Here is a 12,686-nt window from a genome sequence, read left to right on the forward strand (position 1 = left end):
CATGTGAGTTCATCCCCGTCTCGATGGAGGCGTCTGCCGATCATCCTCGCGCCGGCTCTCGGCCTCGCTCTGGTGCTGGCGGGCTGCGGGCCCTCGTCGCCGCCGACTCCGGCGCCGTCGTCGACCGATTCCGAGCTCTTCTCCGCGGAGGACGGTGTCCGGTCCTCCGTGCAGTCCTTCTTCGCCCTTCTCGCCGCCGGGGACGAGAAGGGTGCGGCCGAGGAGCTCTCTCCCGCCGTGGACCTCGCCCAGCCGTTGGCGCTGCTACTCACCCCGAGCGGCGTCTATCCCCAGATCGAGGACCGGCCGAAGATCCTCTCCGTCGATGACGTGGCCGCGTCGGACGACGGCGAGAGCGGCACCGCGACCGTGACCTACGAGATGGCGGGCACCGAGCACACCGACACGGTCGAGCTCCGACGGACCAGCCAGGGCGAGGGGGGCGCGGACGAGTACGCCATCGTCACCTCCGAGGACGACTTCGGGCTGGACGCGAGCGGTGTCGAGCTGCTGCCTGCCGACACCGTGTACCGGATCCACGGGGTGGACGTCAGCGCGGCGTTCCTCGCGGCCCGGTCGCTCGCGGATGGCGAAGACGTGCCGCGGATCCCCGCTTTCGGCGGTACGTATCCGCTGGAGATCACGGTCCCCGGTCCGAACGGCTTCACCGACACGGTGACCCTGCAGACCTCGACCTTCCTCGGTGGCGACGGCACCGACGGCACCCTCCGGGCCTTCGCCGCCGAGCACGGTTTCTGACTTTTCGAATCGCCTGATTGGCCCCATTTCGGCCGGAGATGCGGCCATTCACGCGACTCGAACGGGATACGCTGGGCCCGTGCGGCCCTCCGTCCTCTTCGTCTGCGTCCACAACGCGGGGCGCTCGCAGATGGCGGCCGGCTTCCTCCGGCACCTCGCCGGCGACCGCATCGAGGTGCGCTCCGCCGGGTCGATGCCGGCCGCTGAGATCAACCCCGTCGCGGTGGCGGCGATGGGGGAGCTCGGCATCGACATCACGGCCGAGCAGCCGAAGGTGCTCACGACCGGGGCCGTGCAGGCGTCGGACGTCGTGATCACGATGGGCTGCGGTGACGCGTGCCCGTTCTTCCCCGGCAAGCGCTACGAGGACTGGGTGCTCGACGACCCCGCCGGCCAGGGAATCGACGCCGTCCGGCCGATCCGCGACGATATCCGCCGCCGCATCGAGACCCTCGTGGCCGAGCTGCTCTGACCCGCGCTCAGCCCGCCCCGTCGAGCACCTGTCAGGGGGAGAGCTTCGGCCTGGAGCTCTCTGGCAGCGACGGCACCCGAGTGCTCTGGACCCGGACTGCGGAGTTCAGGTAGAGAGCTGCCACTGCGAGCGCCACCAGGCCACCGATCACGGCCAGCACCGGACTCGGTGAAGCGAATGCTCCGAAGGAGGCCATGATCCCTTGGATCAAGAACATTGCGCTGAGGAGGATTCCGCTCCCTCGTGTGCTGGTCATCTTCCACCAGGGGCGTGGGGCGTCCGACTCTCCGGGGCTACGGAACGTTCGTGCCGCCACGACGACGGCCGCCACGGTAACCACGGTGGCCCACACGAATCCGAGTTCGAACCTGAGGACCGTGAGCGGTACGACGGTGAGCACGATCCCGACGATGACGACGAGCAGATACCCGACCTTGGCGATCGGTGTCTTGATGCGCATGAGTAGCATGTTACGCGTTGGTTGAGGAATCGGACAACGAAACTCCTCGCCGACCTGAGTCGTCACGCCGACGGAGAGGCCGCGGCGAGCACAGCGCTCCGCAGCCAGGAGCGATAGCGATCCGGCGACCACCCGGACTGCACGACGAGCTGCTGGTGGCTCTCCGGTGAGAGCATGAACGACAGCACGTCGGCGAGGGCGTCGTCGTCGTGGTCCGAGGGGACGATGCCCCGGCGCTGAAGTTCCGCCGCGAACCCCCGGTAGTCCGCCGCCCGGTTCGCGAGGATGCGCTGGAGGGCGGCGTCGACGACCGGGTCGGAGAGCGCCGCGCCCAGGAGGACCGTCCAGAGCGCATGCCCCCGCTCGTTCGCGGCGGCGATCTGCGTGATGACCGCGTCGAGGAAGACGTCGTCGGGAAGGGTCGTCAGCCCGGAGCCGGCCTCGGTGTCGGCGAGGGTCTCGGCGGCCTCCGAGCCGGAGAAGGTGACCTCGAAGGCGGCGATGAGCAACTCCGCCTTCGCCGCCGTGGTCTTCACCGTCTCCGCGGAGACCCCGGCCTCCTTGGCGATCGCGGAGATCGTCGTCGCCTGGTATCCCTGCGCGGCGAACAGGCGGGCGGCTGCCGCGACGATGCGCGCACGGGTCTCCTCGGCCTGTCGGGTCCGCAGGGCGGATCGGTAGGGACGTGCACTCGACATCATTGACTTTCCTCAAGGGGTGATGAATACTTCAACGGTACAACCAACCCTATCGAGAGAGCCGCCATGTCCCGTTACCTCCTCACCTGCACCCCCGCCCACGGGCATGTGCTCCCGCTGCTGCAGGTCGCCAGGCACCTGGTCGCCGGTGGGCACGAGGTCCTCTTCCTCACCAGCACCCGCTACGAGGAGCAGGTGACCGCGGCGGGTGCCCGGTTCCGTCCGCTGCCGGCGGAGGCCGACGTCGACCTCGACGACGCGAACGGCGCGTTCCCCGAGCGTGAAGGTCTCACCGGGGTGGCCGCGCTCCGTTTCGACATGAGCACTCTGTTCATCCGTCCGGGGCGGGCTCAGCTCGAGGCCGTGCGCGGGGAGCTGGCGCGGAACCGCGTCGACGCCGTCCTCACCGAGCCGCTGTTCGTCGGTGCGGCGCTGCTGCAGCGGCTGCCGAAGGCCGAGCGGCCCCCGGTCGTGGTCCTCGGGATCTTCCCTCTCGGCGCCCGCAGCGTCGACACGGCCCCGTTCGGGCTCGGAGTCACGCCGATGCGGGGGCCGTTCGGACGGGTGCGCAACGCCTTCCTGCGTCTGGTGGCGGAGCGCGTGATCTTCGGGGGCGTGCAGAAGGAGGCCGATGCCATGGCGGGCGAGGCGGTCGGCCGCGATCTCGGCGGATTCGTGCTGGACTGGGCGGGCCGCGCCGACGCGTACGTGCAGTTCTCCGTGTCCGCGTTCGAGTACCCGCGCCCCGACCTCCCGGCGTCCGTGCACTTCGCCGGACCCCTGCCCGCGGCGGCGTCGGCTGTGCCGCTGCCCGAGTGGTGGTCCGACCTGGACGGCCGGCGGCCCGTGATCCATGTCAGTCAGGGCACCATCGCCAACGCCGACTTCGGTCAGCTCGTGCTTCCCACGATCGCCGGGCTCGCGGCAACGGACGCCCTCGTGGTCGTCTCCACCGGCGGACGTCCTGTCGACGCGCTCCCGGCGGAGCTCCCGGCGAACGTCCGCGTCGCCGAGTACCTGCCCTACGACCGGCTGCTGCCGGAGGTCGACGTGTTCGTCACGAACGGTGGTTTCGGCGGCGTGCAGCAGGCCCTTGCCCAGGGCGTCCCGCTGGTGGTCGCGGGGCAGACGGAGGACAAGGTCGAGGTCTCCGCCCGAGTCGGGTGGACCGGCGTGGGCATCAACCTGCGGACGAATGCGCCGAAGCCCGGGCAGGTGGCCGAGGCTGTGCGCCGGGTGCTGGCCGAGCCGACGTTCCGGGATCGCGCACGGCAGGTCGGAGAGGCGATGCGCGCTGCGGACGCCTGGCAGACGCTCGACACGGTCCTGGCCGCGGAGACCGCGAGCGGGGCCGCGGCCGACAGCTCGATGCACCGCTGAGAGCCGCGCGGGAAAGTGCATTCCCGCGCATGAACGCAACCGGGTGCAACGTCCGCCGGTATACCATCCGGATATCGCCACGCAGCGTCAGTCCCCAGCTGACCACGGGCGGGACGGTCGAACCGTCAATGCGGAGGGAACGTCGAATTCCTTTCGATCCCGAGGGGGGATGGGGTGGGCGTCGGTTCCCCAGAACGGCACCCACCCCCACATCGGGGTCGTCGTCAGTTCCAGCGGCTGAGCATCCAGAAGACCGCGAATCCGATCACCACGATGATCGGCACCCAGGTGCCCGTGCGCTTGAGGCGCCGACCCTGCGGCGCGACTCCCGGCGGTGGGGTGATCATCCCGGCCGGCGGAGCGAAGGGGAGAGCGTGGCCACCGGGCGTCGCGGCGGCGAGGCGGTCGTCGCGCCACCGCGCCCACTGGTCGAGCTTGGTCAAGAGCGCCCCCACCGTCCCGAACAGCCACGCCCAGGTCGCCGGGTCGAGCGTCGAGGCGCGGCGGGGCGTGTAGAGGAACAGCCAGTCGTCGACGATCTCGACGTCGAGCTGCGCGGCGTTGTCGATGAAGCGCGCCATGATGTCGGGCGTGAAGAGGTAAAGCGCGTCCTGCTCGTAGCCGTCCGGGCAGTACAGGGTGAAGTGCTGGTCGAAGTCGCCCTCGAGCGACAGACGCTGCGCCCGCTGGAACGAGGCCGGCAGGTTGGAGCCGAAGCCGTTGTTGCCCTTCGCGTCGAGCACGATGTTCGGCAGGGGCACATCCAGCTTCACGGCCACATAGCCCCAGCGATACGTCGTCGAGTTCTTCCCGGACTGCACCGTGTACTGGTAATTGCCGAACTCCACGAACCGCGGGCTCGTCCCGCGGACCAGGTCGGTCGCCATGCGCGAGCGGCCGAGATGGAAGATCATGCCGGGGAGCGGCGGATCGTCCACACGCGGCTCGTAGGTCATGCCGTTGGCCTGGGCGAACCGGTGCAGGCGATACCGCGCGGTGCGCGCGTTGCGGACGCCCATCCAGACGAGCACGCCCACCCCCGCCGCGACCAGCAGGAGGAGGACGAGCGGAATCGCCGCCGCGGCGGGGGACCCGCTGCTCGCCGCCAGCGCCACCACCACGGAGGCGAGGATCGGGAGCATCACGAGGCCGGCGATCGCCACCGCGACGATGGCGATGATCGACGACACCGCCATGCCCGTCGTCCGGCGGGACCGGAGCTCCGCCGTGAAGGCGCGCACCGCGGACGGGTCGACCGGATCGGTGAGCGGGCGCGCGTCGAACGACGCCGATGCCTGCGGAGCGGTCATCGGTTGGCCTCGTCGGCGTCCCACGTGAGGTCGGCGCCCTCGCGCAGGGCCTTCGCCTCCAGCCGCTCGTCGGTGCAGATCGCGCGGATGAGGTCGGGCGAGCCCGCCACGATGGTGGAGTCGTAGTCGATCTCCGAGACCATCACCCAGGCGCGATCGGCGGGCCAGAGGATGTTCGGGCTCTGGGCGGCGGGCGGGAAGCCGTGCTCCTCGCCGACCCGGTCGCGCCACGGCACGTCGAGCACCCAGTCCGGATCCGCGAAGGCCTGGGCGCCCCCGGAGAACAGCACGTAATCGCGCCCGGGGAGCTGCAGCCGGGGCCCTTCGGAGATCTCGCGGGAGAGGATGCCGTCCTGCCAGGTGGGCTTCCGGAAGACGTTGTTGAAGGGGTCGTGCGTGCTGCGGTCGAGCATCGCCTGATGGTGCGGGTCTGCGCCGAACGTGAGGAAGACACGGGACGGTCCGCCTCCGAAGAAGCCGACCAGACCGCCGAACCCCTCCCAGAGCGCGACGACCCCTTCGTGCGGCGTCGCGGTGTGGGCGGCGAGGTGCCCGGCGAGGATCGCCACGAGGTCGCTGTCGAGCGCGCCCTCCATCGGTGCCGTGAACTCGCGGCCGTCCGGGGCGATGCGCGTCCGCCAGTCGGCGTCGACGGGAGTGCGCACGATCCGGTGCCACTGCGCCTCTGCGTGCATCGTCGTGCCGAAGGCGGCGGCGGTGTCCGCCCAGCTGACACGTACCTCGGAATCCGCCGCCGTGGGACTCTCCCGCACCGTGGCGGGATGGAACACACGGGCGTACGCGGGGAAGCCGCGGGGGACGACCGCGTGCATGCTGCCCAGACCGTCGTCGAGGGTCTCCCGCAGCCACGCGCCGACGCCGGGGTCTGCGATCCACTCCATGCGACCACGGTACCCGCCGGGTCCGACGACGCGGGCCCCGGCCGTCGATCCCCCATAATCGAGGGGTGACTGCCACCGCCACTCTCCCCTCCCTCGACGGCCGACGTTTCCGCATGGTCTCGTCCACGACATCGGCCGTCGACCCCGACGCCCCCAGCGTCTTCGAGTACTTCGAACGCGACGGCGCGATCTGGGGCGGCTACGAGGGCGACACGGTCACCTTCGGGAAGTTCGTGGGCACGCGCACCGGCGACACGATCTGGGTGTCGTTCGTCCACGTGCTCCGGGCGGACGGCACGGTCGTCACGGGAGACGGCGAGAGCGAGCTGGAGCTCACCGACGACGGTCGCATCCGGCTGGTCGAGCACTACGAGATGCACGGCCTCCCGCAGCTCAGCGTCGTCGAGGAGATCCCGGCCGCCTGACCTCAGCGTGGCGGCAGCGCGTCCCGACCGGGGGAAGCCGGCGTCCACCGGGTCATCCCCAGCGGCACCTCGGTCTGCCGCTCGGGCAGGTCTCCGGGAAGCAGGTAGGGGCGCCGGATCACCTCGTCGAGCACGACGACGCTGACCACCGTCCGCACCTCGGGAAGCTGCGCGATGACCCCCGTCGAGAACTCGTGCACACCGCTCACGTCGACGGCGCGGATGAGCAGCATCGCGTCGTGCTCGCCGGTCGTGATCGCGCACCACTCCACGTCCGGCATCTCGATGATGCGCTCCCGGAAGGACGCCCAGGCCTGCGGCATGACCGTCACGAAGACGAGGGCCCCGATCGACAGCCCCGCCTTGGCCTGGTCCACGCGCGCGCTGAACCCGGTGATGACGCCGTCGTGCACGAGCGACTCCACCCGCGTGTAGGCGCTGGCCCGGGAGATGCCGACCTTCTCGGCGAGAGCGGCGATCGAGACGCGACCGTTATCGCGGAGCACATCGAGGATTCTGTACGCCGTCTCATCCAAAGGGGCGGCACTTCGTCCAGATTGCTTCGACGGATCCGCGTCCTTGCTGGACATATTGCTCCTCACATCCGAGCTTCTCGACAATGCGTGCCTGTGTGACGCGCACTTGCTGGACACATCGTCGCATATGATGCGAATCTGATCCCCGGTCGTCCACATCGGTGGCGGCCGCACCCGAATGTACTCCTCGCCCTTGGAGGCCCTGATGTCGTCACGCCGTTTCACGCCGGTCCTCGCGCTCGGAGCCGTCGCGCTCCTGGCGCTCGCAGGTTGCTCGGGAGGGAACTCCGCGAACAACTCCGAGTCGTCCCAGGGGTCCGACTCCCTCGTCATCGACACCGCGTTCTCGATCGAGACGACCGACCCGGGTCACACCTACGACCCGACCGGCAACATGATCGCGAAGGCGCTGTACGAGACCCTCGTCGACTTCGAGGGCTCCGACGTCTCCACTCCGGTCCCGGGCCTCGCGTCCTGGGAGCAGAACGACGAGGCGACCGAGTTCACCTTCACGCTCGAAGGCGACCGCGTGTTCTCCGACGGCTCGCCCATCGAGGCGAAGGACGTCGTGTTCTCGCTGCAGCGCATCCAGGGGATGGAAGACGCCAAGCCGAACTTCCTGCTCGGTGGCCTCACGATCGAGGAGGTCGACGACAAGACCATCCGGTTCACCTCGGAGACCCCGCTGCTGCAGCTCCCCGCGATCCTCGCGAACCCGGCGCTCGGCATCGTCAACGCCGACGTCGTCATGGAGAACGGCGGGACCACCGACGGCTCGGACAGCGCCCAGGGCTTCCTCGACGGCGAGTCCGCCGGATCCGGCCCGTTCGTGCTGGACACCCTCGACCTCAGCTCGCAGGTCGTCCTCACGCGCAACGACGAGTACAACGGCGACGAGGAGTCGGCCTACAGCCGCGTCGTCGTGCGCAACGTCTCGGAGAGCGCGACCCAGCTCGCCAACCTCAAGGGCGGCGACTCGATGGTCGCGATGGACCTCAACGGCGACCAGGTCGCCGGTCTCGGCGACGACATCAGCGTCGACTCGGTCCCGTCCGGCCAGACCATCTTCCTGCTGCTCAACCAGGGCGAGGCCGGCGGTGACCTCGCGAACGTGAAGATCGCGGAGGCCATCCGCTACGCGCTCGACTACGACGCGCTGCTCGAGCTCGCCGGTGCCGGTGCCGTCCAGGCGACCGGCGTCATCCCGCCCGGGTTCGAGGGTGCCCTCGACAGCGGCGTGGAGCAGGACCTGGACAAGGCGAAGGCCGCGCTGGAGGAGGCCGGGTACACCGGTCAGACCCTCAAGCTCCAGTTCCCGAACGACTACCCGGTCGGCGGCGTGGAGTTCACCCCGCTCGCGGAGCGCATCCAGGCGCAGCTCGAGGACGCCGGTATCGCCGTCGACCTCGCTCCTGCACCGTTCGCGACCGAGCTCGACGCGTACGTCAACGGCACCGAGGGCTTCGGCCTGTGGTTCTGGGGTCCGGACTACGCCGACTCCGCGAACTTCCTGCCCTTCGCCCCGGGTCTGAAGGTCGGCCTCCGCGCCGGCTGGGCGGCCGAGGCCAACCCCGAGATCGCGGGCATCGCCGCCGGTGCGGCCGCCGCCACCGACGCCGAGCAGCGCACCGAGGCCTTCACCGAGTTCGCCGAGGCCATGCAGGCCGAGGGCCCCTTCGTGCCGCTGATCGTCCCCGGTCGCAACATCTCCTCCGCCTCCAGCGTGTCCGGCGCCGTCTACAACTCCGTGTGGGAGATGGACATCGCCGAGATCCAGCCGGCCGGCTGAGCGGATCGCCATGACGACAGTGGCCGTGCAGAGGCAGGCGCAGCGGCGCCGCTCGCCTCTCGTCGGATACCTGCTGCGGCGGGCCGGGACCTCTCTGCTCCTGTTGGTGGGCGTGACCATCGTCACGTTCGCGCTCACCAACCTGGTGCCGGGAGACCCGGTCTCGGCCGCGCTCGGTGAGGGCGCGTCGCAGAACCCCGCGACGCGCGAGGCGTTCATCAAGGCGAACGGACTCGATCAGCCACTGTTCGTGCAGTACTTCATCTATATGGGGAACCTGCTCCGCGGGGACCTCGGCACGTCGCTGGTGACCGGACGCCCGGTCACCAGCGACCTCGCCACCGCCGTGCCCGCGACGATCGAGATCGCGATCGGCGCGATCATCGTCAGTCTCGCGGTCAGCATCGTGCTCGGCACTCTTGCGGCCTACCGCCGCGGCCTCATCACCGACCAGGTCATCCGCGTCGTCACGCTCGTCGGGCTCAGCGTCCCGACCTTCTGGCTCGCGCTGGTCAGCTTCTACGTGTTCTTCCTGGAGCTGCGCATCGCCCCGGGCTCCGGACGCATCTCGCCGTCGATCACCCCGCCGCCCCGCGTGACCGGGCTCTACACGGTCGACTACCTGCTGAACGGCGACGCGGTGGGCTTCTTCGACGCCCTCGCGCACCTCGCGCTGCCGGTCATGGTGCTCTCGCTCGTGACCATCGGACTGCTCACCCGCTTCATCCGCACCTCGGTGCTCGAGGTCCTCGGCAGCGACTACGTGCGCGCGGCCCGGGCCAAGGGCCTGCCGGCCATGCGCGTCATCCTCGACTACGTGCTCCGCGGTGCCTCGCTCCCGATCCTCACCGTGGTGGGTGTCGCGTTCGGGGCCCTGCTCTCCGGAACCGTGCTCGTCGAGTCGGTGTTCGCCTGGCCGGGGCTGGGCACGTACGCCTACAACTCCGCCGCGAACCTCGACCTGCCCGGCATCATGGGCGTGGGTCTCGTGGTCGGTGTCATCTACCTCCTCATCAACTTCATCGTGGACCTGCTCTACGGCGTGCTCGACCCGAGAGTGAGGATCGCATGAGCCGCATCGCCGCAGCGACCCCCGCCGGACGCTTCCGCTTCCGCTGGCCGCGCGCCTGGCGCACCCCGCTCGGCATCATCGGCACCGTCATCGCCGGTGCGTGGATCATCGTCGCCTTCACCGCGCAGTGGTGGGTGCCCTACCCGCCGAACGCGCAGGTGCTGCCCCGTCTGCAGCCGCCGGGAATCGACACGATCCTCGGTACCGACGGCAATGGCCGCGACATCTTCTCCCGGTTGATGACCGGCGCGACGGTGAGTCTGCCGCTCGCGCTCATGCTCGTGATCGCCGCCCTCATCATCGGCACGCTCGTCGGCGCGGTCGCCGGGTACTTCGGGCGCGCCGTCGACGAGACGCTCATGCGCATCACCGACCTCTTCATGGCGTTCCCGACCGTGATCCTCGCCATGGTGGTCGCGGCCTCGCTCGGCCCCTCGCTGTTCAACGCCGTCATCGCCGCGATCGTGGTCTCATGGCCGCAGTACGCCCGCGTCACCCGCAGCATCGTGCTCGGTCTCCGCGGGCAGAACTATGTGATCGCCGGCCGCCTGCTCGGCCACTCGCCGCTGCGCACGCTCTTCGTCGACATCCTGCCGAACATCGCCGGCCCGGTCCTCGTGCTCGCGACGCTCGACATCGGAGCGGCGATCCTGCTCCTCTCGGGACTCTCCTTCCTGGGTCTCGGCGCGCAGCCGCCGACGGCGGAGTGGGGGTCGATGATCTCCGGTGCGATGCAGAACTTCGACGCCTGGTGGCTCGGAGTCTTCCCCGGCCTCGCGATCCTCACCGTGGTGCTCGCGTTCAACTTCCTCGGCGACGCGATGCGCGACGTGCTCGACCCGACCGCCGAGATCACACACGAGAAGCAGGCGGAGCACACCGCCTCCGCGACGGGGGTGCCCGCATGACCGCGCAGAGCACGGCGACGCTGAGCATCCGCGACCTCACGATCGACATCGGCCGCCCGCTCGTGAAGGGCGTGTCCCTGGAGCTCGAACCCGGGCGCATCCACGGTCTCGCGGGGGAGTCGGGCTCCGGCAAGACGCTCACCTCCCTGGCGGTGCTCGGCCTCCTGCCGCGACAGGCGAAGACCGGCGGCTCGATCCTGCTCGCGGGGGAGGAGCTCGTCGGTCGCAGCCGCCGGGGTCTCAACCGCGTCCGCGGGAAGCGCGTCGCGATGGTCTTCCAGGACCCGTCGGCCTCGCTGCAGCCGCAACTGCCGGTCGGTCGGCAGCTCACCGATCACATGCGCGTGCACCTCGGCCTCAAGGGCGCCGCTGCGCGCGAACGGGCGGTGGAGCTGCTCGAGACCGTCCAGGTGCCGAACCCGGCCGAGGCGCTGAAGCGGTATCCGCACCAGTTCTCCGGCGGACAGCGGCAGCGCATCGCGATCGCGTGCGCCCTCGCGTGCGACCCGGAGGTGCTGCTCGCGGACGAGCCGACGACCGCCCTCGACGTGACGGTGCAGGCCGGCATCCTGAAGCTCTTGCGCGACCTGGCGATCGAGCGGAATCTCGCCGTCCTGCTCGTGACCCACGACCTGGGCGTGATGAGTGCGATCGCGGACACGGTCGCCGTCATGAAGGACGGCCGCATCGTCGAGCTCGCCGATCGGGAGACGCTCTTCCGCGCCCCGCAGCACGAGTACACCCGCATGCTGCTCGCGGCCCTGCCCGGGTCGCGCATCGACGAGAGCCCCGAGGAGGCCGCGGATGAGTGAGGTCAGCGTCCTCGACGCCCGCGACGTGGTGGTGCGGTACCCGGGCACCCCGCCCGTGATCGCGGTGAACGGCGTCTCGCTGAGTGTGGCGGCGGGAGAGACGGTCGCCCTCGTGGGCGAGTCCGGCAGTGGCAAGTCGAGCCTGGCCCGCGCCGTCGTCGGCATCGAGAAGACCGCCGCCGGGATGGTGTCGTTCCGCGGAGCCCCCGTCGCGCCGCTGGGGATCCGTCGTCGTGACACGGCGCTCACGGGCATCCAGATGGTCTTCCAGGACCCGGCGACCTCACTGAACCCGCGCCGGCGGATCGGCGACCAGATCTCCGACGGCATCGCGACCGCCCGCGCGCGCGGTGCCGCCGGTTCCACCGTGCAGGAGTGGCTGGAGCGGGTCGGACTGCCCGCCGAGGTGCGCACCCGCTTCCCGCATCAGTTCTCCGGCGGCCAGAAGCAGCGCATCGCGATCGCCCGAGCGCTCGCGGCGCGGCCCTCGCTGCTCGTCGCCGACGAGCCCATCTCCGCCCTCGACGCCTCCACCCAGACGAGTGTCGCGGGTCTCATGCGCGATCTCGTGGCCGAGTCCGGCGCGGGGATGCTCTTCATCTCCCACGACCTCGCCGTCGTGCGCCGCATCGCCGACCGCACGTTCGTGATGTTCGGCGGGAGGGTGCTCGAATCGGGGCCGACCGACGAGCTCTGGGCGGCGCCGCGGCATCCCTACACGCAGGCGCTGCTCGCCGCGATCCCGGAGCCCGACGGAACCGGTCGGATCCCCGACGCCCCCTCCGCCGACGACCGCGCGGTCTGGGCCGAGGTGCCTCCCGTCGCCTACTAGACGGACACGGCGACCCGCGCCGACATGCTCCGTCAGGGAGACTCGTTCGAGATGCGTCGGGCCCGATCGAGGTCTTCGGCCCGGAGGAGCTTCGACGCCTGAAGGATCTCGACTCCGAGAAGGTGCCCGTCGGCGTCGAAATCGAGGATGATCTCCCCGGCCCCGTGCGGATTGCGTATCTCCGGTACCTGCGCGACGGATTCACCTGCGTGGAGCGCGCGCCCGACCGGGAGGTAGGCGGCATCCGCTTCGGGGTCATACCTGAGGTGCATCGACGGCCTCCGTTCGTTCCTCCGCCACCGGTCGTGGTGACGGCGAAGGGCCGGAGCGT

The 12,686-nt window shown here is 70.2% G+C and carries 15 protein-coding genes; 9 read left to right on the forward strand and 6 right to left on the reverse strand.

The window, feature by feature from the left end; genetic code table 11:
* Positions 1-3 precede the first annotated feature (3 nt).
* Positions 4-759, forward strand: a complete 756-nt coding sequence (locus tag ACIQID_RS10835) for a hypothetical protein (protein WP_400284730.1) — start codon at positions 4-6, stop codon at positions 757-759.
* A 79-nt stretch (positions 760-838) separates the two neighbouring features.
* Positions 839-1,231 (forward strand): arsenate reductase ArsC, encoded by a 393-nt coding sequence (locus ACIQID_RS10840; protein ID WP_312674462.1) that lies wholly within the window; start codon positions 839-841, stop codon positions 1,229-1,231.
* Positions 1,232-1,262: 31 nt separating this feature from the next.
* Here ACIQID_RS10840 and ACIQID_RS10845 read toward each other — a convergent pair whose 3' ends face one another.
* The gene (locus ACIQID_RS10845; RefSeq protein WP_400284733.1) at positions 1,263-1,691 is read right to left on the reverse strand and encodes a hypothetical protein; all 429 of its coding nucleotides are present in this window, start codon (positions 1,689-1,691) and stop codon (positions 1,263-1,265) included.
* 62 nt (positions 1,692-1,753) lie between these two features.
* The gene (locus ACIQID_RS10850) at positions 1,754-2,392 is read right to left on the reverse strand and encodes a TetR/AcrR family transcriptional regulator (protein ID WP_400284736.1); all 639 of its coding nucleotides are present in this window, start codon (positions 2,390-2,392) and stop codon (positions 1,754-1,756) included.
* A 63-nt stretch (positions 2,393-2,455) separates the two neighbouring features.
* On the opposite strand from ACIQID_RS10850, the gene ACIQID_RS10855 reads away from it, so the two are divergent.
* The gene (locus ACIQID_RS10855) at positions 2,456-3,769 is read left to right on the forward strand and encodes a glycosyltransferase (RefSeq protein WP_400284739.1); all 1,314 of its coding nucleotides are present in this window, start codon (positions 2,456-2,458) and stop codon (positions 3,767-3,769) included.
* 224 nt (positions 3,770-3,993) lie between these two features.
* Here the strand turns inward: ACIQID_RS10855 and ACIQID_RS10860 are convergent, their stop codons facing one another.
* Together ACIQID_RS10860 and ACIQID_RS10865 are read right to left on the reverse strand one after the other, a co-directional pair.
* The gene (locus ACIQID_RS10860) at positions 3,994-5,079 is read right to left on the reverse strand and encodes a hypothetical protein (protein ID WP_312674466.1); all 1,086 of its coding nucleotides are present in this window, start codon (positions 5,077-5,079) and stop codon (positions 3,994-3,996) included.
* A complete protein-coding gene (locus ACIQID_RS10865) occupies positions 5,076-5,981 on the reverse strand; it encodes a hypothetical protein (protein WP_400284742.1) in 906 nt (301 codons plus the stop codon). The genes ACIQID_RS10860 and ACIQID_RS10865 overlap by 4 nt, the downstream gene beginning before the upstream one ends.
* A 65-nt stretch (positions 5,982-6,046) precedes the next feature.
* Here ACIQID_RS10865 and ACIQID_RS10870 point away from each other — a divergent pair, with 65 nt between their 5' ends.
* Positions 6,047-6,406 (forward strand): hypothetical protein, encoded by a 360-nt coding sequence (locus ACIQID_RS10870; protein WP_312674470.1) that lies wholly within the window; start codon positions 6,047-6,049, stop codon positions 6,404-6,406.
* Between the two features lie 2 nt (positions 6,407-6,408).
* Here the strand turns inward: ACIQID_RS10870 and ACIQID_RS10875 are convergent, their stop codons facing one another.
* Positions 6,409-6,996 (reverse strand): Lrp/AsnC family transcriptional regulator, encoded by a 588-nt coding sequence (locus tag ACIQID_RS10875; protein ID WP_234024180.1) that lies wholly within the window; start codon positions 6,994-6,996, stop codon positions 6,409-6,411.
* Positions 6,997-7,147: 151 nt separating this feature from the next.
* On the opposite strand from ACIQID_RS10875, the gene ACIQID_RS10880 reads away from it, so the two are divergent.
* Genes ACIQID_RS10880 through ACIQID_RS10900 form a run of 5 tightly spaced genes read left to right on the forward strand, consistent with a single transcriptional unit; the run spans position 7,148 to position 12,355 of the window.
* Positions 7,148-8,731, forward strand: a complete 1,584-nt coding sequence (locus tag ACIQID_RS10880; protein ID WP_400284746.1) for an ABC transporter substrate-binding protein — start codon at positions 7,148-7,150, stop codon at positions 8,729-8,731.
* A gap of 10 nt (positions 8,732-8,741) precedes the next feature.
* A complete protein-coding gene (locus ACIQID_RS10885) occupies positions 8,742-9,803 on the forward strand; it encodes an ABC transporter permease (protein ID WP_400284749.1) in 1,062 nt (353 codons plus the stop codon).
* Positions 9,800-10,711, forward strand: coding sequence for an ABC transporter permease (locus ACIQID_RS10890; protein ID WP_025102819.1), 912 nt, complete (start codon positions 9,800-9,802; stop codon positions 10,709-10,711). The genes ACIQID_RS10885 and ACIQID_RS10890 overlap by 4 nt, the downstream gene beginning before the upstream one ends.
* On the forward strand, positions 10,708-11,523 hold the full coding sequence (locus ACIQID_RS10895) for an ABC transporter ATP-binding protein (protein WP_400284753.1): 816 nt from the start codon (positions 10,708-10,710) through the stop codon (positions 11,521-11,523). Before ACIQID_RS10890 ends, ACIQID_RS10895 begins: the two co-directional genes overlap by 4 nt.
* The gene (locus tag ACIQID_RS10900) at positions 11,516-12,355 is read left to right on the forward strand and encodes an ATP-binding cassette domain-containing protein (protein WP_312674480.1); all 840 of its coding nucleotides are present in this window, start codon (positions 11,516-11,518) and stop codon (positions 12,353-12,355) included. The genes ACIQID_RS10895 and ACIQID_RS10900 overlap by 8 nt, the downstream gene beginning before the upstream one ends.
* Positions 12,356-12,387: 32 nt before the next feature.
* On the opposite strand, the gene ACIQID_RS10905 is transcribed toward ACIQID_RS10900, so the two are convergent.
* Entirely contained in the window at positions 12,388-12,627 is a 240-nt protein-coding gene (locus tag ACIQID_RS10905) for a DUF2283 domain-containing protein (RefSeq protein WP_400284757.1), read from the reverse strand.
* Between the last annotated feature and the right edge of the window lie 59 nt (positions 12,628-12,686).

Source organism: Microbacterium sp. NPDC091676 (genome assembly GCF_044756645.1).
In the GTDB taxonomy this organism is placed as follows: Bacteria; Actinomycetota; Actinomycetes; order Actinomycetales; family Microbacteriaceae; genus Microbacterium; species Microbacterium paraoxydans_D.